The sequence below is a fragment of the Parageobacillus galactosidasius genome, from assembly GCF_002217735.1.
GTDB lineage: Bacteria > Bacillota > Bacilli > Bacillales > Anoxybacillaceae > Parageobacillus_B > Parageobacillus_B toebii.
On sequence record NZ_NDYL01000002.1, the window covers coordinates 1,766,252 to 1,788,488 of the forward strand.

General features: G+C 51.9%; 19 protein-coding genes and 1 pseudogene. 8 read left to right on the forward strand and 12 right to left on the reverse strand.

The features are described 5' to 3' along the window. Positions 1 to 67: 67 nt before the first annotated feature. A complete protein-coding gene (locus tag B9L23_RS18500; RefSeq protein ID WP_089098360.1) occupies positions 68 to 1,201 on the forward strand; it encodes an IS4 family transposase in 1,134 nt (377 codons plus the stop codon). Here B9L23_RS18500 and B9L23_RS18505 read toward each other — a convergent pair. Continuing rightward, positions 1,171 to 1,380 carry an SEC-C metal-binding domain-containing protein gene (locus B9L23_RS18505; RefSeq protein WP_089098199.1) on the reverse strand — a complete coding sequence of 70 codons (210 nt, stop codon included), beginning with the start codon at positions 1,378 to 1,380 and terminating at the stop codon, positions 1,171 to 1,173. The two genes, B9L23_RS18500 and B9L23_RS18505, sit on opposite strands and share 31 nt — an antisense overlap. Positions 1,381 to 1,500: 120 nt before the next feature. On the opposite strand from B9L23_RS18505, the gene B9L23_RS18510 reads away from it, so the two are divergent. Further along, positions 1,501 to 2,211: a plasmid pRiA4b ORF-3 family protein gene (locus tag B9L23_RS18510; protein ID WP_015865237.1), complete on the forward strand. Its 711-nt coding sequence runs from the start codon at positions 1,501 to 1,503 to the stop codon at positions 2,209 to 2,211. Between the two features lie 86 nt (positions 2,212 to 2,297). Here B9L23_RS18510 and B9L23_RS18515 read toward each other — a convergent pair whose 3' ends face one another. The 3 genes from B9L23_RS18515 to B9L23_RS18530 form a co-directional block, all read right to left on the reverse strand. Further along, the gene (locus tag B9L23_RS18515) at positions 2,298 to 3,632 is read right to left on the reverse strand and encodes an SEC-C domain-containing protein (RefSeq protein ID WP_015865238.1); all 1,335 of its coding nucleotides are present in this window, start codon (positions 3,630 to 3,632) and stop codon (positions 2,298 to 2,300) included. Between the two features lie 534 nt (positions 3,633 to 4,166). Further along, positions 4,167 to 6,362, reverse strand: a complete 2,196-nt coding sequence (locus tag B9L23_RS18525; RefSeq protein WP_089098200.1) for a YecA family protein — start codon at positions 6,360 to 6,362, stop codon at positions 4,167 to 4,169. Positions 6,363 to 6,659: 297 nt separating this feature from the next. Then, positions 6,660 to 7,946: an SEC-C domain-containing protein gene (locus tag B9L23_RS18530; RefSeq protein ID WP_089098201.1), complete on the reverse strand. Its 1,287-nt coding sequence runs from the start codon at positions 7,944 to 7,946 to the stop codon at positions 6,660 to 6,662. Positions 7,947 to 8,154: 208 nt separating this feature from the next. On the opposite strand from B9L23_RS18530, the gene B9L23_RS18535 reads away from it, so the two are divergent. Together B9L23_RS18535 and B9L23_RS18540 are read left to right on the forward strand one after the other, a co-directional pair. Further along, positions 8,155 to 9,762, forward strand: coding sequence for an SWIM zinc finger family protein (locus B9L23_RS18535; RefSeq protein WP_015865242.1), 1,608 nt, complete (start codon positions 8,155 to 8,157; stop codon positions 9,760 to 9,762). Continuing rightward, positions 9,759 to 12,542, forward strand: a complete 2,784-nt coding sequence (locus tag B9L23_RS18540; protein ID WP_089098202.1) for a DEAD/DEAH box helicase — start codon at positions 9,759 to 9,761, stop codon at positions 12,540 to 12,542. The genes B9L23_RS18535 and B9L23_RS18540 overlap by 4 nt, the downstream gene beginning before the upstream one ends. Positions 12,543 to 12,978: 436 nt before the next feature. Here B9L23_RS18540 and B9L23_RS21480 read toward each other — a convergent pair whose 3' ends face one another. The 4 genes and pseudogenes from B9L23_RS21480 to B9L23_RS21255 form a co-directional block, all read right to left on the reverse strand. Next, positions 12,979 to 13,104: a hypothetical protein gene (locus tag B9L23_RS21480; RefSeq protein ID WP_257722313.1), complete on the reverse strand. Its 126-nt coding sequence runs from the start codon at positions 13,102 to 13,104 to the stop codon at positions 12,979 to 12,981. A 126-nt stretch (positions 13,105 to 13,230) separates the two neighbouring features. After that, complete coding sequence (locus tag B9L23_RS18550) at positions 13,231 to 14,202, reverse strand: MTP-1 family protein (RefSeq protein ID WP_089098203.1); 972 nt, start codon at positions 14,200 to 14,202, stop codon at positions 13,231 to 13,233. A gap of 275 nt (positions 14,203 to 14,477) precedes the next feature. Next, positions 14,478 to 14,966 carry a macro domain-containing protein gene (locus B9L23_RS18555; RefSeq protein WP_020755180.1) on the reverse strand — a complete coding sequence of 163 codons (489 nt, stop codon included), beginning with the start codon at positions 14,964 to 14,966 and terminating at the stop codon, positions 14,478 to 14,480. A 196-nt stretch (positions 14,967 to 15,162) separates the two neighbouring features. Beyond that, positions 15,163 to 15,516: pseudogene (locus B9L23_RS21255) on the reverse strand (RNA-guided endonuclease TnpB family protein); the annotation flags it as partial. A gap of 313 nt (positions 15,517 to 15,829) precedes the next feature. On the opposite strand from B9L23_RS21255, the gene B9L23_RS18570 reads away from it, so the two are divergent. Continuing rightward, the gene (locus B9L23_RS18570) at positions 15,830 to 16,303 is read left to right on the forward strand and encodes a hypothetical protein (protein WP_089098205.1); all 474 of its coding nucleotides are present in this window, start codon (positions 15,830 to 15,832) and stop codon (positions 16,301 to 16,303) included. A 43-nt stretch (positions 16,304 to 16,346) separates the two neighbouring features. On the opposite strand, the gene B9L23_RS18575 is transcribed toward B9L23_RS18570, so the two are convergent. Then, a complete protein-coding gene (locus tag B9L23_RS18575) occupies positions 16,347 to 16,547 on the reverse strand; it encodes a hypothetical protein (protein WP_011232749.1) in 201 nt (66 codons plus the stop codon). 233 nt (positions 16,548 to 16,780) lie between these two features. Between B9L23_RS18575 and B9L23_RS18580 the strand changes: the two genes are divergently transcribed. Together B9L23_RS18580 and B9L23_RS18585 are read left to right on the forward strand one after the other, a co-directional pair. After that, a complete protein-coding gene (locus tag B9L23_RS18580; RefSeq protein ID WP_089098206.1) occupies positions 16,781 to 17,278 on the forward strand; it encodes a L,D-transpeptidase family protein in 498 nt (165 codons plus the stop codon). Between the two features lie 170 nt (positions 17,279 to 17,448). Further along, complete coding sequence (locus B9L23_RS18585; protein ID WP_089098207.1) at positions 17,449 to 18,420, forward strand: RpnC/YadD family protein; 972 nt, start codon at positions 17,449 to 17,451, stop codon at positions 18,418 to 18,420. A 143-nt stretch (positions 18,421 to 18,563) separates the two neighbouring features. Here the strand turns inward: B9L23_RS18585 and B9L23_RS21260 are convergent, their stop codons facing one another. From B9L23_RS21260 to B9L23_RS18595, 3 genes are all read right to left on the reverse strand, one after another. Then, complete coding sequence (locus B9L23_RS21260; RefSeq protein WP_225995682.1) at positions 18,564 to 18,944, reverse strand: hypothetical protein; 381 nt, start codon at positions 18,942 to 18,944, stop codon at positions 18,564 to 18,566. Continuing rightward, positions 18,895 to 19,176 carry a hypothetical protein gene (locus B9L23_RS21265; RefSeq protein WP_245842465.1) on the reverse strand — a complete coding sequence of 94 codons (282 nt, stop codon included), beginning with the start codon at positions 19,174 to 19,176 and terminating at the stop codon, positions 18,895 to 18,897. The genes B9L23_RS21260 and B9L23_RS21265 overlap by 50 nt, the downstream gene beginning before the upstream one ends. Positions 19,177 to 19,248: 72 nt before the next feature. Then, positions 19,249 to 21,015: a GmrSD restriction endonuclease domain-containing protein gene (locus B9L23_RS18595; RefSeq protein ID WP_089098208.1), complete on the reverse strand. Its 1,767-nt coding sequence runs from the start codon at positions 21,013 to 21,015 to the stop codon at positions 19,249 to 19,251. A gap of 253 nt (positions 21,016 to 21,268) precedes the next feature. Here B9L23_RS18595 and B9L23_RS18600 point away from each other — a divergent pair, with 253 nt between their 5' ends. Then, on the forward strand, positions 21,269 to 21,721 hold the full coding sequence (locus B9L23_RS18600; RefSeq protein WP_089098209.1) for an N-acetyltransferase: 453 nt from the start codon (positions 21,269 to 21,271) through the stop codon (positions 21,719 to 21,721). Positions 21,722 to 22,237 lie beyond the last annotated feature (516 nt).

The window sequence follows — 22,237 nt, forward strand, 5'->3', positions numbered from 1 at the left end:
TAGAAAAAAGAGCACCTTTCCTGTAGAATGTGAGTAACGACACAAACAAACCCAGGAGGTGCTCTCTATAAACAAGCATACCACACTCCCGAATTTGATGCAAAAACTTGTTTCGGATGAAGAGATTCAACTGATTGCCGAAGCGGTTGGGTATCGTGATTCGTCTCGAACCTTTACGTTGCGCGAGTTGATTCACTTCTTCCTGCTGGCCGCCATGCATCAATGGAAAAGCTTTCGCCACGGAGCCGATGTGGGGCCTCTGTATGGATTGCCGCGATTCCATTATTCCACAGTATCCAAGAAAGCGAAAGAAGTTCCCTATGACATCATGAAACGCTTGTTGGCGTTGATCATTTCCAAGTGCAACCGCCAAACCCGCCGTTCGCTTCGGTTTCCCAAACCGCTTCGGGTGGTGGATTCGACGACCGTCACGGTCGGGAAAAACCGCCTCCCATGGGCGCCGTATCACGGCGAACGCGCCGGAGTGAAGCTGCACGTCGCGTATTCGCCGAAATCCTCGCTGCCGGCAGACGTGGTGGAAACGACCGGACTGCGTCACGATGGCCCAGTGGGAGAACAGTTGACGAACGCTCAACAAGTGCTCGTGGAAGACCGGGCGTATTTCAAAATCGAACGCCTCGATCGATTTGTGGAGCAGCATCAGCTCTTTGTCATTCGAATGAAGGACAACATCGAACTTCATCAGAAAAAAAGCTTGAAACACCTTTCCAGCACATCTTCATCGGTTCAAGCCGACTTCACGTGCCAGTTGGGGACGAAACAATGCCGATCGACCAAGCGTCACCGGGTAGTGATCTTTCGAGATGCAAATGGCCGCGACATTCGGGTCGTGACGAATCTCTTCCATGCGTCTGCGGAAACCATTGCCGACATGTACCAACAACGTTGGACCGTTGAAGTCTTTTTCCGCTGGGTAAAGCAATATCTGAATGTCCCAACCTTGTTTGGCACGACGGAAAATGCGGTATACAATCAGCTGTTTGGGGCGTTCATTGCGTATGTGTTGCTGCGATGGCTGTATGATCAAACCAAAAAACGGACGAACGTCTCTCTTTCCTTCATTTCGTTTGTTCGCCGTTTTTTCTCTGGGCAGCTTCCTCTCGATTGGAAATCCGGGATGGCCGCTGCTTTGTTTGAGTATGCCCAAATTTATGGAAGACGTATGTCTAATTTTGGATAATCAACACTCGTGGATTCATCCAAAAATCGCTGCACCATTTGCGACAGCTCATATTTTTGGCCAAAAAAGCGGCGCTGGCGCACCCGTTTGATTTCATGATTCTGCTGTTTGTTCATGCAGCACTTCTTATACTTTTTCCTACTTCCACACGGGCATGGGTCATTCCAGCCGATCGACATGCGTCATCCTCCTCTCCCATCTTTCTTTTTTCAATATTTCCATCAATAATGTTTAAATTCTACTATGGACAGGATAAACTACTATTATACAAAACGTTTATCCGAAAGGAGACGAGGGCTATGAACCCCGACAATCTTGCTAAACTGATCGACGAATTGTCTGCCATGTTCCATCCGACAGAGCGGGACCGTCCACACGGCAGATGGGTTAAGGCGCCAAAGAGCGCACCCCCCTCCAAACGGCGGCGGTCCAAAACAGCCTACCAGCTGAAAATCACATTAAACGGCATCCGCCCGCCGATTTGGCGGCGCGTCCTTGTTCCCGGACATGCGACATTTCACGAGCTTCATCTCATCATCCAAGAAGCGATGGGATGGGAACAAGCCCATTTATACGAATTCGATTTCGGAAGCGTTCTCATCGGCATCCCTGACGGCTGGGATTCGTTTCAGCTGGAAAAAGAACTGATGGACGCCCGCCGCATCCCATTACAGCAATGGCTGACGGAAGAAAAACAAAAGTTTCTATATATTTACGATTTTGGCGACTACTGGCGCCATACCGTCACTGTTGAAAAGATTGAAACACTCCCAAAACCGTTGGAACGCGCCGCTTGCCTGAAAGGAAAACGGGCGTGCCCTCCCGAGGATTGCGGCGGCGTCTATGGCTACCTGGAGCTGCTGGAAGCGGCGGCGCAAAAAGACTCTCTTGCCGATCCCGAATTGCGCGAGCTGGTAGACTGGATGTACGACATGAAAGGCGAAGATTTTGACCCTGATGCCTTTGACGTCGAGGAAGCGAACGAGCGGCTGGCCTATATCCGATTGTAACGCATGCGAAAGAAGGTATCCGTCATCTCTCAAGGGCACCTTCTTTCGCACCCATCTGTCCTTTGTTGCCTGCTTTGTCCATCGCCTTACAAAAATCCCCGTTCGGCAAACGTCTCCCAGACGAGCTCCTCGAGCTCCTTGCGCAACTCAGCTGCATCGACTCCTTCAAGCAACCCGTCCTTTTTCCATGTTCGGATCGCTTTGTCGATCAAGCGATGGACTTGATCAACGTCCCAGCCCTCGCAATCAAACAACTCCTCAACTTGGTCAAGCCATTCCTCAATCGCACGGTCCAGCTCATCGCCATCCTCCATCCCACCGTCGTCGAACCAGATCTCATCACCGTCATCCCCATCGTCAAAGAGCCACTCATCATCATTCTCGCCCTCATCATCTCCATCATCGAGCAACTCTGTGCGAAATAAAAACAATTCCATCACAGCGGCTTCCACTTCCTCTACAGGAACGCCGTAGTGTTCCGCAACCTTTTCCATATTGACAAATTCTCTTCCAGCCATTTCACTCGCCAAATAACGGAGTGCAGCCGCATACACAGCAGGATTCTTGATGACCGGTTCATCCATTTCGCAATATGCGCGCCAAAGGAACGCAGCCTCGCTGAGCACTAGGGAGGAGGTTGTTTCTTCCTTTTTCTTTAATTCGCGAAAAACATCATCTTGATCTCGATCCCCCCAGTCCTTTTCGCTCAGCAGCTGCCACAACAGCTCATGGACCGCTATTTCAAGCAATTCCGGAAACGACTCGCGCAAAAACACTTCACACGTTTTCATATCCGGATTCCATTCCGCTTGAAGCGCCCGCGCAAGCCGATCCTTCCCGCTCTTTGGAATCGGCAGCACCTTCATGAAGTACGCCCACTCGTCCCCATGCGGAACGAGGCATCCTACTAACACGTCCCCCTCCCTAGCAGACGGAAGCTCCTCCGGCGTCAAAAAACGGACGTACTTTTCTTTTCTGGTCAACAGATCGCGTACAAGGAAACGCCGCTCATCCTCGATATGAATGATCTCGTCAAACGACGGAACCGCCTCGTCCCATCGCTTCAAATGAGTTTGCACTGCTGGACGCCACCGCGTGCGGCGCCGGCTTCTCATATAGGCTGAAAAAATTGTCATCCCTTTGTCATCAACGTGTCTGTGAAAAATCGCCCAGTTCGTCAGCAATAAATTGGCGCTGGTCTCCAGCTCGTTAGGAAGCCCTTGAAATGGAGAACCAGACATCATGAAAGCAAGCTCTTCCTCATATCGCTCTAACGCAAACGAAAACACATCTTGCATACATTTGGCCACTTCACGGTCAATTAGAGATTCTATCGATACTGCTTCTTTCTTCCCACAACAATGCTTATACGTTTTCCCACTGCCGCATGGACAAAGATTGTTTCGCGATGCCTTCACCATATAGCTACCTACTTTCTTTGTATCATAGTCATTGAACATTCTCCCCCTCTACGCTAACGCTCGGGCCAGCTAAACACTTTGGGGAGACATTCACGATCAACGTGTGATGGAACTGCTTTCAGCAACACATATCGCAAGCACTTTGGGACTTCCGCCGCTCATGTCGAGAACATCGATTCGCATTCCATTTTTTATGCCTAACCAAAATCCTGGTTCTTCACCAAAAGGTGCCCTTGGCTTTTTCAAAACATGCCATATTTCCTTCTCCAAGGAGAAATCAGCCAATCCATGATTTTCATGCCGGTTGACACTCCGCACTCCTAAAGGTGTAGGATTCTTGGATCATTCGCGTCCTCATCCGTTTCTCGGTAAAACGAGAAAAACCCTGCTTCTCAATCAAGCACACGTTATAGTGATGGCCCAAAATCCTAAGAATAGAATATGAATGACTCTTACCATTGGGCTTGCCTGCATAATGGAGAATCATAGAGGCCGAGCCGAGAGAAACAAGCGCCCCGTCATTCATCGGGACGCCTACGGCCGGCGAAGCAAACGGGACAACGAGGCAAGCAGGCGCTCTTGAAACGCAGCCCGTTCTTTCTCCACCTTGTCTGGCCACTCTTGCAGCGCCTGAAGCCACGGCTCTACGTACGGAGAGAAAGACGGCGGATATACGCGGGCAAGATCGTCCAGCTTGCCGTTGCGATCGGTCACGGCGACGATATACATGCCCGGCAACAGATGCGGCTCTGCCCGCTTCGGAATGTCCCATGTCACCGTTCGGTTATGGGCAAGCCAATCCAGCACCGCCTTCCCCTGTTCCACACGCTTGACGCGGAAAAACGAGAAACCGACGGAAAGGGAAATAGGCAAACCAAACAAACGAGCAAGCTGCCAAGCCATCAGTTCCTCATCCCCCTTTCCGTTCTCGCCCCTCCATTCATCCAGCAAAGCAAAGCAATGTTCCAATTCGCTTCTGACCTCTTCCAGCACGGCACCAATAACAGTTCGATGATTCGTTCCATAACGGCGGTCCAGCCAATCGGCCCACTCAAGCAACATATCGAGCGCTCGGCTCACCACTTCCCATGAAAACGAACTCCATCTTGACGGGATTTGATCGACGATGCATTGTTTCCAGTCTTCTTCTCCTACGTCCTCCCACGATGAAAACGTCCGCCCGGTCATATATTCACACACGAGCAAAACCACGGCCCAACACGCCTCTTTGGCTTCTTTTTCTCCGCTCACGATGACTTCGTTATAAAACGCCAATGCGTCATCGGTAAAATACATCCCTTCCCATTCCGCGCGGATCAACAATGTCTCGGTTCTTTCCGGCCCCATCCATTTCATTTTCCATAAGTCCGAAAGACGATGTGATGAGCTAAACGGAGATGGGGGCAATCCATAACGGGAGCGAATGAAATTCACTTCGATGAGCACCGGCAAATTGGCTCGTTCTTGCATGTTAAACAAATGGAATTCATACTCTTTCAGCCACTCATCCACTTCCTGCACACGCCCCTCGCGCGCCATTTCGTGAGGGGTTTTTCCATTCCATTTCTCAAGCGGGATGTGAAGGGCTTTTTCCATTTGAACATCCAATCCGGCCATCGTTGCCACCCAAGGGGGAGAGTCTGGGTCTGAATCAATATGAAGCGAAACGTTTTCGATCCCTTTTCGGCGCAAAACGGCTTCTGTCCCCCGTTTTCGTTCTTTTGGGGAATACCCAAACGCCTGCAGCAGCGACACGAGCTGTTCGGCCGTCCCTTCCTCCTCGGTAGACAACACGAGACGCGACCGATGAGCGGATAATGACCCGCCTAATTCAAACACATGAATCGGCTTGGGGGAAATCACTCCGACATAATGGTACACATTGGTGCACCATGAACCTTCCACTTTCTCCCCATCGTCATGATCAATGTGAGCGCGTCCGATCGAAGCAAGCTTCCTCATCGCCTCAGCGGCTTCCTGGCATTCGTATTCATACGTCCATCGCGTGCGCTCCTCTTGCACATCGTCCGCCCTCGGAGGATAGCCTGCATCAACGATATCGAGAAAATGTTCAACGGCTACCTTTTCATACGGCCAATCGGTTTGCGTCAACAAGACGCGAATGTTCTCTTCCGCCCGTTCCACGCCCTTCGGATCCACAATCGATGATACACCGCAAACGTAATAGCCGCCGTCAAAGGGCTCCAAAAAGGCAAACATGCCGCCCCAAGGGCGCACAACCTCCAATGTCTCGCAATACGGCATGAGAAGTTTCTCGCCCGTCAACCGGTCGACCGCCACTCCTCCTTCATCATGCAAATCGACAAATTGCACAAGGCGCGGCACAAGTCGAACCCAGCGGTCCAACATTTCCTTGAGCTCCGGAGACAGACGACGCCCTTTTTCCTGTTGAAACCATTCAACGCCGCGCAATCCATTCGGATAACGATGGAGGAAAAAACACCAAAGCGTCTCAAACACCTTCAACTCTTCACGATGATCCTTTTGTTCGATCATTCGGCGAAATGTACGGTTGACCGCTTCGCGTTCATCATAAGACAGCGATTCATCCAAAAACCGCTGCACCATTTGCGACAGCTCATATTTTTGGTCAAAAAAGCGGCGCTGCCGCACCCGCTTGATTTCACGCTCCTGCTGTTTGTTCATGCAGCACTTCTTATACTTTTTCCCGCTTCCGCACGGGCACGGGTCATTTCGGCCGATTGCCATGCAAAATCCTCCCTTCTAATCATTCCTTTCCAAAACGGCGACCAAGATATTAAAAACTGTCGGAATCGCGCACAAAGCCATTTTTCCCAATCCATTATGGATTCGGTCAAAACCGATCGTTCCCCGCCGCTTTTTTTGGAGTTTCACGAATGGAACGCATTCCATTCCCTGTTTCTACTTATAGAGGGCTTGGGTTGAGCCCAATGATGTTTGAATGAGAGAGCCCTTGTGGAACCGGCTTTCCTTTCTGACGAAATGCCACTGACTTGCGCGCAGCGCCCGTTTTTCTGCCAGCTTCTAGATGAATCCCCGATCGGTGAAGATCTCCCACGCTACATCGCGGAGTTCTTTACGCAATTCTTTTTCATTCACTTCCTCAAGCAGGCCTTCATTCCGCCACGAACGGATGGCGCGGTCAATATGACGGTTGACTCGCTTCTCGTCCCATCCTTCACGCATCAACATCAGATCGATGTCATCGATCCATTCATTGATGCGCGCATCAAGCTCATCCCCTTCCTCTTCGAACCAGTCTTCCTCCCAGTCATCGAGCCATTCCTCGTCGTCTTCATCATCAACAGCCATCAGGAAAAAATCCAACGCCGCCGATCGCACATCTTCTGGCATCACGTCATACCGATCGGCGATGTCTTCCACCTCCGATCCTTCCGCCTTCATCAAATGCCCAGCCACATAGCGGAGCGCCGCCGCGTAGACGGGGACCGAATAAGGGAGGCGGGATGTTTTTCCGCAATAGATCGCCCATATGGCGAACGCTTGATTGAGCAGCGCCGCTGGCGCCTCCGGCTCGTTTTCATCGAGCTCGCGAATGACGGCCGCTTGTTTCGGATCATCCCATTTGAACTGTTTGGCGAACTGCCAAAGCCACTCCAAGAACACATCGGAAAGCACAGCGACGAACCGATCGCGCATCCATAAAGCCGATGGCTGACCGCTCCACTCCCCTTCTTGTTGAATCGCCCGAAGCAATCGATCTTTCCCTGACGCCGGGAGCGGAAACACCGCTGTGAAACACGTGAACACGTCTTGGTACGGCACAAGGAAGCCGAACACCACATCTCCTGTTTCGATCACGCTCGGCCATTGATCGGAAGTCAATAAATGAACGATCTTTTCCTCTCCCGTCAACAAATCCCGGACAACGGGGCGATTGTCGTCCTCATAGCCGATGAACTCGCCAAGCGACGGAACGGCTCCTTCCCACCTCTCGATGTGAGCCTGAACGGACGGGCGCCACCGCTCCCAATGACGGCTTTTCCGGTAAGCAGAAAAGATCGTTTGTCCTGTTTCATCAAGCGGCCAACAAAACAACATCCAGTTCACCGCCATGATCTGCACGCCAAGCTCGAGTTCCTCCGGCATCTCATCAAGCGGGAACTGGTCTAAAAGCTCTTCCGCCTCCCTCTCATACCGCTGTAAAACAAACTGGCGCATATCATTCATGCATTCGATCAACTCGCGGTCAATCAATGACGAAATCGAAACCGCCTCTTTTTTTCCGCAACAATGCTTGTACTTTTTGCCGCTGCCGCACGGACAAAGGGCATTCCGCGACACCGTCATATCGTCACCCACTTTCCTTCGATTCGGCCTTGCCGTTATGTTCATTGTATCATAACAGAGAGAAAATTAGGAATAAATCCCACGCCAAACAAACATAGCAACAGTACAATCCGCCATGCTATAATAATGTAGATATAAAGAATGAACGGAAAACGGGGGCTTTCTTCGGGAACCCATGATGCACAATGGACGGAAAGGACGGACTGATATGTTGCAGACCGCAATCTCCAAACCTCTGTTGCAAAAAGCCGCTGCCGACTTGCAGCGGGAATGGCCGTTTTCTCTCTTCCAACATGTCATCCAAAAAGGGCGGGAATTGTCACGGCAAGGGTTGGTGTATAACGTCACGGTCATAGACAGCGATTTTATCGAAGGAAAAGTCATCGACACCGCCATTCATGACGTGACGCTTGATTTGTCGGACATCTCCCTCCACAGCTGCACATGCGGGGCGGAAGATCTTTGTCCGCACGTACTGGCGCTGTTCTTTTACGTGTACGGAAATGTATTTGACAACGGCGAGTTGTTGCGGCAATGGAAACAAGGAAAGAAAAAACCGAACCGGAAAGCGGCATCGGTCCAAACACCGTCTGAACCAAACACAGCGGAATCGGTCGCCCAATGGCGGAAGCAGTTCGCCGACCTATTGGACGAGTGGAGCGCCCGCCACCGCCGCCGCAATGATTGGCCGTACCGCTTGTCCCATCAACTGTTTCCGCGACTCGTCAAAAACAGCCCGAAACACAGCGCTGTCCGTTTGTTGCATCGCTTTCATGCGGCCTTGTTTTTGCTTGACCATTTGTTCGAATACGGACGCGAACGCGGTTGGGACCGTGGGCTGTTGTTCGGATCATACGAGCAGTTTTCGTGGCAACAAGACGTCGATTATATCGCCGACGAATGGTTCGAAACGTTGGAACGGTTTCCGTCCGAACTGCTGCCCCCGTCTGTTGAAACGCACATCGAACAGACGATCCCGTATGTACGGGAGTTGTTGCTGCGGTGGGGAAAGGCGTCCCCTTCACTCGTCTACAGCCTATACACAACCGCTTGGGAGCTGCTGTTCACGAAAGAAGCGCAGCGCCGGCAAGAGAAAGAAACGCTGATCCGCCTGGCAACGGAAAAACAGTCAACCACTCTGTTGCTAGCTGCCGCCCATCTCGCCTTTTTACTCGGCGAAGATGACGAAGCGCTCGCCATCTACCGCCAACATCCCAAGGAAGCGGCTCCGTTTTTTATCGATTGGATGGAGCGGTTCGCATCCTCGCATTCGCCGGAACGTTTCGCATCATTTTGGGCGAAAGGAAAGCAAGAGCTTGCCTTCTACATATCCGCTCTTCCAGAGATGGAGCGGTCGCCGTTTGTCAACGAAATCGGTCGGCTGTACGAATCATACGCTCGCCAACACAACAAATGGGACGACTATGAGAAGCTGTTGGCCGCATGCTTCCCATACAGCGCGAACCGCTACGTTCATTGGCTGCTCGATCAAAGGCGCTACCATGATGTAGTCGACTTATACTTATGGGTGGACGCCACCGCCCATGACATTGATCCAACATTTCTCGCCATGCTGCAAAAACAAAACCCGGCGCTCGTCTTGCCATTGTATCACCGAGCGGTCATGCGTTTTGTCGAGGCGAAAAACCGCGCAAGCTATCGCGTCGCCGTGCAATATTTAAAAAAATTGCGTGCGTGCTACCGATCGTTGAAACGAATGAACGACTGGCAGATGTATCTTGAACAGCTGTTAGCCAAAACGGCGCGCATGCGCGCGTTTCATGAAGAAGTGGAGAAAGGAAAATTGCTTCTATGATGGAACAAGCGTTGCAGACGATCACCCTTTCATGTGAATGGAGCGAAGAAGGACGATGCTTCTGGCTCAGCGGCCCGGACCGTGTTTCGAGCTGGGCGCCGCTTGTGTTCGCCTGGCATGAAGAAACCTTTTACGGCACCTTGCTTGATGTCGCGACCGTCCACGGACGCGACGCGGTGCGGCTGTCCCCGTGGCAGGCGCTCACGTTTTTCGCCTGGCGCCCGTCCAACCGTTTTCTTTCCATCAAATGGGGAGATGAGTTCACCGCCCAGCTTGAAACATGGGCGAAGCAAATCATCGACGATGTGCGCACACGCTGCTTCCGTCCCGATTTCTCGGCGTGGAAACAAGGGCAGCCGTCTGAATGGGCCGAAGCTGAGCGGACGCGTTGGCGCGGGCTCAAAGACGATCCGCACCCGCTTGTTGCGGCATGGCGGTCGCTTGCGGTCGCCGACTGGCTCTCACGCGACCCGGAACTTCGCGGCATTTGGGGCGAAATCGTTCGCACTTATCCATTGATCGCCTCCCCCAGCGGCCAATGGACCGGAACGGAAGACGACTGGCTCGAACAAATCGGATGGCTCGGCGACCGGCCGCCGTTTGTCGTCGGACTGCGCCTTGTCGAGCCGTCCGAGGAAGGCGACGTATGGACGCTTGAAGCGGTGCTAATCGCCGTCGACGACAGCGTCATCGCACCCGCAAGCGACATTCCGCGCGCTTGGCGCCCATATGAATCATCGGTCTCCCGGGCCATTCGCCGCATTTGCGCGATCGTGCCGTGGCTTGGCGATGAAAATGAGTCTTTGCTTCATGAACTGTCCGACGAACAAGCGTGGCGCTTTTTGTCCGAAGACAGCTTAAAGCTGACGGAAGCGGGCGTGCGCCTGCTGCTTCCCGACTGGTGGCACGACATTCGCCAGGCGCAGCTGTCGATCAAAGCGAAGCTGTCGCCTTCCGTCAACGCGGAATCATTATTCGGCCTTGAGCGCCTCGCGGACTTTGACTGGAGGGTGGCGACCAACGGGATTGAGCTGACAGAAGAGGAGTTTGCCGCTTTGGCGGAACAAAAGCGGCGCCTCATCCGCCTGCGCGGCCAATGGCTCATTCTCGATCCCGCCCTTGTCCGCCGCGCACAGGCGCTCATGGAAAAGGCGAAAAAAGAAGGCGTGCCGATCCACGACATCGTGGCGCAAACGCTGCTTTCGGAAGCAGAGGAGCGCGAAGAGGCAGCGGACGAATCGATCCCGATCCACATTGACGTCCACGACCAATTCCGGGCGTTTATCCGCCAGCTCCAGCAGCTTGATGGATTGCCGAAAGCGAATGTGCCGCCGTCTTTTCACGGCACGCTCCGCCCGTATCAGCAGCGCGGCGTCGACTGGCTCGTCTTTTTGCGCCGATTCGGCTTTGGCGCCTGCTTGGCCGATGACATGGGGCTTGGCAAAACGGTGCAACTGCTCGCCTATTTGACCTATGTAAAAGAAATGGAGCGGCCGGACACGCCGGCCTTGCTCATCTGCCCGACCAGCGTGATCGGCAACTGGCAAAAAGAATGCGCCCGCTTCACCCCAGACTTGCGCGTCTACGTGCACCATGGACCGAACCGGGCGAAAAACGATGCGTTCGTGCAAACGGCAGGCGAGGCCGATCTCGTCATTACGTCTTACAACCTTGCTCATTTGGACCAAGACGATTTAAAACAGATTCATTGGCATGCGATTTGCCTTGATGAAGCGCAAAACATTAAAAACGCGCAAACGAAACAAGCGCGCGCCATCCGCCGCTTGAGCGGAAAACATAAAATCGCCTTATCCGGCACGCCGGTTGAAAACCGTCTCGGCGAACTTTGGAGCATCTTCCACTTCCTCAACCCCGGCTATCTCGGCAGCCGTGCGGAGTTTGAGCGGCGCTTTGCCGGGCCGATTGAAAAAGAAGGAGATGCCCGCAAAAAAGCGGCGCTGCAGACGCTCATCCGCCCATTTCTCTTGCGGCGGACGAAAACGGATGAAGCGGTTGCGCTCAACTTGCCGGATAAGCTTGAACAAAAAGAATATTGCCCGCTCACGGCCGAACAGGCTGCCTTGTACGAGCAGCTCGTCAACGACACACTCGAACGGGCAAAGGAAGCCAGTCCGTTTGCGCGGCGCGGCTTGATTTTGCAAATGCTAAACGGTGTGAAGCAAATTTGCGACCATCCGGCGCTGTATTTGAAAGAACGCCGACCCCGCCAGCTCGTCGAACGGTCACACAAACTCCAAAAGCTCATCGAACTGATCGAGCAAATTCGCGCCAACGACGAATCGTGCCTCATCTTCACGCAATATGTGCGAATGGGCGAGATGATCCAAGAACTGCTTTCCGACTTGTTTGATGAGCGGGTGTTGTTTTTGCACGGAGGCGTCCCAAAACAAACGCGCGACCGGATGGTGGATGAGTTCCAAGCGAAAAAAGCGCCGATTTTCCTTTTATCGCTCAAAGCAGGCGGCACCGGGCTCAACTTAACAGCGGCCAACCACGTCATCCATTTCGACCGCTGGTGGAACCCGGCGGTGGAAAACCAAGCGACCGACCGCGCCTACCGCATCGGGCAAACGAAATTCGTCCACGTCCATAAATTGATCACCGTCGGGACAATCGAAGAAAAAATCGACGAGATGCTCGAACAAAAACAAGCGCTCGCCGACATCATCACCGAAGGCGAGGCATGGATCACCGAACTGTCCGATGACGAACTGCGCGACTTGCTCGCCTTATCGGCCGCAGCGAAAGGAGGCGCTTGAGCATGGCGGAAGAAAAACGAAAGCGCAAGAAAAAAACGGCGGAAAACCCGTGGGAAAAGCTGCTGAAGCGGATGGAAGAGAAAATGAAGGAGCGGGAAAAGCGGCAAAAACAACCGTAAAGGACATCACGCAGGCGATAAACATCCTGTTGGACACAGAAAAAACTTCATCAACAAGTGTTGTTCTTTGTCCAGCCATGAAAAGGATCATCCAGGCACGTGTGTTCATCGAAACATCTCATGGGCAACGTTTTGCCCTTCACCCGGGCATGAACATGAATCATCAAGGCACGCGCATTTTCACGGAAAGGTCCATGGGCAGCACGCTTTGCCCTCCACCCGGGGATGAAAATCACGCGCCAGTCCTGCATTTTCACGAAAACAGCGTGGGATTGATCCCACGCTGTTCGCTTTCAAGCCATCCTCTCAGCACCTTGTCAACGAAACAATTCGGGCATGTCGATTGCAAGCCCCGGAAAATACACGGAGCGAACCGTTCCCGTTTTCACTTGAACATCCGCCTGCTCATACAGCCGTTCCTCATTGAGCACATACACCGTCACCGAACAAGTCACGTTTATGTCAAACCGAAGCCCTTCGCACAAGGCAAGAAACCGGCCAAATGTGAAAAAGGACCGGCCGCCAACCTTCCCCATTCATAGAGAAGGTCTGTCGCACCGATCCTTTCGCTAAACGGAAGCATACATCCGATCAAGCTCTTGCGCTTCGTATTTCACAAACGGGTCGATGAGCGAAATTTTTTGCGCCTCGGCGTCGCTCACGCCGGCGTACAGCTCAGCCGTGCCGTCGCCTTTGCGGATGAGTCCGCCGCTAAAGACAACGTTCGCCAAATCCGGCCGTTTCGCCGGACCATCCAAAAAGTGGGAGCGAAGCGCAATCAATTCCAGCTCTGAACGCTCCATCGTCTCCGGGTTCAACACGAACACCATCGGGTAGTAATGGCGGTTGCCGTGCTCGTCAAAGCAAGCGATATGGCCAAGCGCCCCCACAAGCCCGTTCGCCAGCAAATGCGCCTCGTTCACGCCGCCCCATTCTTCATCCGTAAATTGGGCGTCCAAAATCGGCGCGGCCTCAATCACGTCCGGCGTCAACTCATCGAGCGAGAAAATGCGGGTGAACCCGATTTTCCCGCGTCCGCCTTTTTCCCCTTGCGGCCGGGTGAACACGCCGATCGAGCCATCTTTCAGCTCGACAAGGCGAATGTCTTTCATTCCGTCCGGCCCTTCGGCGAACTTTTTCAAACTGCAGATATTGCGGCCGCGGTAAAAGACCGTCCGCCAGCTCAGCTCGCCGTCAAACACCGGATGCGGAAACGTCTCCACGCCGCCGAACACCAACTGACCGTGAATGCGCGCCACAAACGGATCCTGCAAGGCGAACACCGGCGCCCCGTCACGAGGAACCCAGACGCCGTCGCGCTCGACGAAAAAGTACACTTCCGATTGCTCGCTGTCGCGCGCCTCGACGCGCCCAGCGATCACCCATTCTCCTTCATCCACAAACGGTGCGGAAATATTATAAACGTCCCGTTCCCCGACACCCGCAAAGCGAAGCTTTTCCGGCTCAAACGGCTGTGGGGCCGAACGAAATTCATCCACTAACACTTGACATGTCTTTAATGTTGGCAATGAGAATAACATGATTCATCCCTCCGGATGGCGCCAAAAACGCCCGCATTGGCATTTTTGGCTGTTTTTCCTGATCGCGGTTCGAACAGGAAACCCCACTCCCTTTCACACCGGCTTCGTCATTCGGACATCAACGATGATGCCACCTCCTGTCGGCCGGATGAGAAAGTCAATGAAACTCATTCATTCGTGTGTTCTTATTATAATATGATATGAGAAAGAAGGAAACACGTTATTCATTGCCAAAAAAGCAGGGCCAAGACGAAGTCAAGGCCCTTTTTCTCCCTTTATTGGCGCTGTTGGACAAAACGGATGAATGCTTGATCAATATCCACCACCACAAACTCCACATCCTCGACCGGACCCAACACCTCGACAAACAACTGCGCCACGTTTTCTTTGTCAAGCCTTCCGACGCCTGTCCCTAGCGCTGGCAACGCCACCTTCTTGATTCCGTTCTCCCGACAGTGCGCGACGAGCCGCTCGAGACACGCCCGAACGATGTCATACGACGTCGCCCCTGCAGGCTGCTTCATCGTCACTAAGTGAAGGACCCCGCGAAACGGCAGCGAGCCTGCTCCTGTCACGTACAAATCGCCGGGCTTAGGGTCTTGCGCTTGACAGACGCGGATCGCTTCCTCCTCGATCACACGTCCCCCCGCCCGACGGATCGCCGCTGCCACGCCGCCGCCCATCGGCCCGATGCCGTTGGCGGCATTGCAAATGTACTCGACTCCTTCCACTTTGGTCAGATCGCCGACCATGGCGCGAATCATCCGAACCCCTCCTTAGCGATGTTGCGCAAAAACTCCCTAAGAACAACGGCATGGTTATGCTGCTCGTCTTTGGCGGCGTGAACTACCCCCACTTAATTTTCTAGCGAAAATTTGAAGTGGGGGCTTCCAAAGAAGTTTGACTGCTTCAAGCAATCCTTATTCTTTGAGGCGTGTCCACTTCGCCGCTAGAGCATAAGACACTCAGGTCTACAGCTTTACTTTTCTTTAAGATGTTTAATGCGCCATTGACATCAGCATTAATTAGTTCAGGCATTTCATATTTGTACTGAATCTCAAAGAACCTGGCATGATGCTTAGGAATGATTTCAATCTGCTTAATCTTTTTGCCCAGTAACACAGGCGGAATCGTTATCGTGATAGGCTTGTGAGTCTTTTTAAATAGGCGAGAATACGGTATCGTGAATTTGTTGCCGTCTATACGAATCTGGCCAATGATCAGTGAATGAAAGCCATCTTTTTTAAGATATTTTGGAATACTGATAGCCTTGTGGTCATATTTTCCTTGTTCGGCAAGACTGATCAAACCAAATAAATAAATGATTTCCGCATCGCTCTCTACCTCTCCTGCATCTCTGTTTTCAGCGGAACGGCAAAGGAAAAACGGAGCCCTAAACGCTCCGCCTTTTCACCCGCCTCCAAATAGGACAAACCACCGTTTCTCACGCTAGTGCATCATTTCCAACAACTTCTGCCATCCATTTTACTACACTCTGATGAATTTTTTGACTAAAAAATGCGGCCGTATGTCTATCCTGTGACACATGCCACGGCGCTTCCGCCCTTTCCCTGCCCATATCCGCCGCCCATCGTGCATATGGTATAACAGAGAGGAGAGGAGACCCATGTTCCCACGCTACCGCCAAAAGACGATCCGAGCCAGGACTGGGGTGGCGGTTCTCACTGCCGTCGCCGTGTTGGTGGCGATCTTGTCTCTGTTTCTTTCGAACGAACGGAACGAGGCAAAGGAAATCGTTGACACGTTTTACCGCTACGAGCAGGCAGGGGATTTTGGCAGCTCTTGGGAGCTGTTTCACCCGCTTATGAAAAAGAAATTCCCAAAAGACGTCTACATCCAGCGCCGCGCCCACGTCTTTATGCAAGACTTCGGCGTCGAGACGTTCGACTACCGCATCGATGAGGTGGAAAAACTGTCGTCATGGTCGATGTCTGATAAGGACAAACCGCTTCACGACGTGTATCGCGTCCGCGTCATTCAGACGTTCCATAGCGCTTTTGGCGTGTTCGAAATCCATCAAGACGTCTTCGTCGCCAAAGAAAAAGGGGAAAAGAACATTTTGTTCCCTTACCGCCCGTAACCCCCAACATCGATGCGGCCCCGATATCGACCGGGCGCCGCTTTCACCGCTCCTTCCATTCCTCGATGATCTCAAGCGTCCGATTAATGCCGACATTGTATATCAACAGCTTAAGCAAGTTTTCCCGCTCCTCTTTCGTAAAAAAGAGATCGCCGTCAATGATCTCAAGCGGGACAGGGGAGAGCTCGGCATACAGCTCATAATCAACCTTCTGTCCTTCCGGTTTTAGGACAAACGTTCTCATTCGCGCCATCCTCCTTTTTCACCTACACGTTTTGACAAGAAACACCCGTTAGGCAACGCTCCCTGTCAAGTATAGACTAACGCACAGCGCGTTCATACGGCATTGGCGGCCGCATGCCATGCGCATGAGACTCTCTTCCCATTTGAGCAACCTTATTCGAATCTTCTCATACACTAAAGTATCATCAATCGGAGCTATTTTCTCCATCCAGCGAAAAAAAGGAGCGAAATGCCATGTACAAACATATCGTCAAACACGGGGAAACGATCGCCTCCATCGCCCGCGACTACCGCACATCTGTTGAGGCGCTCCTTCGCGCCAATGGTTTGACCGCCGCGTCCGTCATCTTTCCCGGGCAGGAGATCGTCATCCCCCACCTTCCGCCGAAAGGATCGATTCCCTACACGATCCACATCTCGATCAGCCGCCGCCAGCTGACGTTAAAACACCGGGGACGAGCGATCCGCACGTATCCGATCGGCGTCGGCAAAATGGTCACCGCCACGCCTGTCGGCGATTTTGTCATCGTCAACCGCCAGCCGAACCCGGGCGGTCCGTTCGGCGCCATGTGGCTCAGCTTATCCAAAGTCCATTACGGCATCCACGGCACGAACGACCCGTCCTCGATCGGCAAATACGTATCCAAAGGCTGCATCCGCATGCACAACAAAGACGTGCTCGAATTCGCCTCCATCGTTCCGAACGGAACGGAAGTGTTTATCCGGCCGTGAAGGCAAAACAGCGTCATTCATCCGTCTGTTCTGAGTCACAACCCGTTTTATTTTTCAAGAAGATGTCATTCACTCCCACCGAACGAACACCGTGTTTCCGCTCACGATGGCAGCTGACAATCGATCGGGCAAGTAGTATAATTAGGTCAAAAGCGAATGGAGTGAAGACGATGCCAGGCGGGATCTCGCATCACGCCAAAGACATTTTGTTCAAGTCGCTGAGCGCATTGTACCAAAACCAAGCCCTCGATGTATACGGACTTCACGGACTCCCACGGATCAAAGCACTGCTTCCAAACGAATTTCCGTCTGTACGGGCGGATGAACGGCGCGCCGACACCGTGTTTCTTCTCGAAGACGATTCCATTTTGCTTCTGGAGTACGAAAGCAATGAACGATTTCTCGACAACCATTTAAAGTATCTTGATTATGCCTGCCGCATCCTTCACACATACTATCAACAGGAAAAACGAATCCGCCCGATTCGCATCGTTGTGATCTACACAAGCGATGTCACGACCGCCCGCGAACGGCTTGACGCCGGCGATGTGTTTCTTTCATCCAAAGCGGTGTTGCTTGGCGAATTCAACGGCGATGCGATTTTCCATGCCATTGAAGAAAAAGTCCACAACGGCGAACCGCTCACTCCGGAAGAAACGATGAAACTCATCCTCGTGCCGCTCATGCACACCCGCTTCGACCGGCAAACGATGATCGAAAAAACGATCGAGCTGGCGAAAGCGATCGGCGACGAACCGAAACAGCTGCACATCATCGCTGGCGTTCTGACCGCTACAGACAAATTCATCGACCGGTCATACGCCGAAAAAGTAAAGGAGTGGATCAAAATGAACAAAGTGTTTCGCCTGTTAGTCGAAGAACTTGAACAAGAAAAAGAAGAAATGTTGAAGAAAGTGATGCAGGAAAAAGAACAAGCAGTGCAAAGAGCGATACAAGAAAAAGAACAAGCAGTGCAAAGAGTCATGCAAGAAAAGGAGCAGGCGATCAAGCAAACGGAAAAACGGAAGGCCATCGAAATCGCCAAAAATTTGCTTGATGTTCTTCCCATTCACGAGATCGCCAAACGAACCGGACTGACCGTCGCCGAAGTCGCCGACCTTGCAAAGGAAATGGACAAATAGGCAGCACAAAAGAGCCGCAACCGCGCGGCTCTTATCACTGGTCTTTTCCCTATGGCTCTTGGCGTGTGGAACAAGCAACAGTCGGACTTTTCCCTTGGCCTTTGGCCGCCAAAGCGAGCGCACTTCCCAGTGTGTCAATCCCTCTACTCGCCGCTTGCCAATCGCTGACGGGCTTCATCCGTTAACAACAAATACGGACGGCGTTTCCCCTCCTCCTGGCGCACCACTTTCTCCGTCCACGGGTGAAGCAAAAACAGCCCTAACTTTAGACGGAATTCCGGGTCCACCATTTTTTTCCGCACGCCATCTTCATGGGCGATGAGCTTCTCAATCACATTGACCATCGCCTTCTTGCTTAGAAACACATCCTTCTCCTTCGAACTCAATCGCACAATAACCCCCTCATCGGAAAACGAAACAACGCGAAACGCTTCCTTCCCTTTGAACGTCGATACCATTTTTCCTTCGTACAGCTTATCCAGCAACGACTTCCACATTTCCTCCGCAAACAGCCGTTGGTTCATGCCCTCTCCCCCAATGATAAAAAGTGTCTTTTTCCGTCCCCCTACCCCTGCACAGCTTCCGATCCAAACGAACTTCGCATATCGGCCAGTTGCACCGCCAGTTTTTCCAATTCATAAATATTCTATTTCCATTTGTCTGCTGTCCAGCAGCCAATGTATCTGTTCCTGTTTTTCCACCAAGTTTTCCCCCTTTGATCTCCCTGCGAATACGTCGTTCCAAGGCATTTGCCAAAAAAGGTCCTAAAGGTCCTTTTCCTTGAAATATAAACCAAAACCTCTCCCCTACAACATCCTCCCGTCCCGCTCACTCCACTTTCTTACCCATCACCCGCTCGATCATCGCAAGCAGAGCCAGCCTTCTTTTTTCAAAAAACTGCTCAAAATCATCCGCTCTTATCAATGCCACATCAATGACATGCGTTTGCAGGATGTCATCCAACACCGCTGCCGAAACGCCTTTCCTCTCCTCTAGTTTCTTCAAATATACACTTGGAGCATCACGACCAATCATCCGATTCGTTTTATAGGACAATGGAGTTTTATTAATAATACAGTCGTACTTCGTTTTCTCAATCCCCCGTTTTTCGCAATAGTCACGAGGGAAAATATGGTGAATATCAATCGACTCGCCGTAATACGTCTGAATATCGATCGGCACCCCAGATAAGAAATCCCGCGCCCCTTCCCTCATGAACAACGCATGCAACCCTTTGTAAGCCGCACTATTTCGAGTACGCAATGTCAAGAGACGGTCAGCGGCGAAATGGGCATCCCGCACCGTCGTCGGCTCCGCACCGCCGTGAACCCATTCGACGACTTCCACCACGTCACGGGCAATCCGCGTCTCCGTCGCTCCTCCATACAATTCACCCAATACACCGCACCAATACCAACGGGCGATTCGGTCACGGACACGAACATTGTGCGCCTCTTTTCCCAGCTCGACAAAAATGGCTGCCAGCGGGATCAACTGGGTGCCGTACGGCAAGTCGCGCGCGGAAAACACGTGTTGCTCATGCAAAAATTGAGCCGCCTGAATAAACCCTTCCGTCACCCGATCCGCCCATGTTCGGTAATCCGCCAACTTCAACTGCAAAATATCCCGCCGCTTGCAGCTGACCGCCACACCCTCCCCCGCTTTTCGTCGATTGTATGTGGCCAACAACGCAACTGCCTGCAGGAAGTCGGTACTGCTGATATCGGCCAACACTTTGTTGTAAATTTCTCCAGACCTCTTTAATGTTGCTTCCTTCTCTTCCCAATCATCCCTCAGCTTGAAATCTTCCGCCGCAAATGTGGCGGTAAGAAGCTCGAAGACGGTCAGAGAGACGCCCCCCGTGTTTACATTCTCAAAAACTTGGCAAACCGCCTCTTTCGGAGTCGGCTTCCGAAGCATAATAACAGGCACTTGATATTGCTGAAAACGGGGAAATACGTCCGTCATCAACTTTTGCCACTTCAATGACCGTTCCGCAATTTTCGTTGAATCCGAAAAATAGCGCGTCTGCCACGCCAACAACCCCGCAGGATCGAAAAGCAAATTCACCGGAAGCATTCCCGCTTCGCATTCTTTCTCCAAGTCAGAACAATCAAGAACAACCCTCCCTCCCGGTCCGCGAATGATCCGGTCTTCCGGAACACTGACGATCGTCTCTTCTCGGTCGACGTTCGGATCTAACATTTTGTCAATGTCAATATAGTAGAACCGTTTGATTGCCTTGTCTCTCTTGTCTCTTGTCGCTACAGGCGCTTTCAATTTCAATGATTGAAACAACGCCGTCAGCCGCTGTTGACCGTCAAGAATCAGCCGTTCCGGTTCCACTTGGTTCACGTTATCGACGCCTTCGATCGGCCTTGAGGCAAAACGGACATTCGGATTTCCCGTCTGGAGCATCATCACCGCACCGATCGGATAAGAGAGAGAAACACTGATCAACAAATTCCGAATCCGCTCGTCATCCCAAACCCAGCCTCTCTGAAAATCAGGAAGCTGTGTTCGACATTCCTGAATGCTTTCAAGCAAATCAAGCAAACTTTCGACCGTACTGTCAAACGTGGTAATCGTGCTCATATCCTTCCCCCTCGTTTCATGAAAAACCCTACACTTCCATACGATTCAATCGACCAATATGCCATCATCCAATGCATATTCCTGTTGCTTTCCAAAAAACACTTTATTCTTTCGACAATGGCATTCTTGTTCCTCCTGCCGCGCAGCGTTTGGCAGAAACATCCCCCAGCCAACGAAAATCCGTAGTTGAATATAAAAACAAAATATTGTATATTTATAAATATACAATGACGATTGATCGCGAGGGATCCCAATGCAAATCGACCATGCCGTCACGAGCGATGTCAAAGACATGCACGCGCTCATCCAACACTATGCAAAAAAAGGACTCGTGCTGCCCCGCTCGCTGCTGTCCATCTACCAGCACTTGCAATGCATGTATGTCGCCAGGGAGAACAGCCAAATCGTCGGCACCGCCGGGCTGCATATCCTGGAGCACGATCTCGGGGAAGTGCGTTCGCTCGTCGTATCTCCTGACCATATGGGGAAAGGAATCGGCCGCCTGCTCGTCCACCATATTGCCGACGAGGCGGCCAGACTCGGGGTGAAGCGGTTAATATCCTTTACTTACCAAGTCGAGTTTTTTCGAAAATGCGGGTTTGAGATCGTGGACAAATCAACACTGCCGGAAAAAGTGTGGATTGATTGCGTCAACTGCCCGAAACTGGACTGTTGCGATGAAACGGCCATGATGAAATACATTTGATCCTCCTCCCACCCGCATGGCGGGAAAGGAGGGAGAGCCCTTGGAAAAACCTTTTTTCCTCCGCTGTTTCGCTCTCTATACCCTTAACTAAAAACGAGTATGTTCGAAACTGGAAGGCTGGTGATTTCGTGAAAAATCGCGGAAAACGGAATCTCTTCTCAAATTGAGAAGTCCTGTAAAATCAACGCTTCTCTTTCAGCCGAAAGCAACGGGTTCGGCGAAATCGGTCGTTTTTCACCAGCCCTCTAGAAAATAAAACCGCTTTGCCCCCGGCTCGTGCGCCCCATCCGCATTAAAGTAGCGAAGGATGATATAGTTGAGTCCATGCCAGAGGCAAAATCGGCCAAAACTAATGGATTTGTTCGTTAATCAATTCAATAACAAATAAGCAAATTGTTTGGCGTGTTGTGGGCTCATAGTAACCTTTCCGAGGTATATATTCTCATCGGGCGATTGCTGTTGAAGATTAAGGATAATATCATGAAGACTCATACTTAAACTAATGGAATTACAATA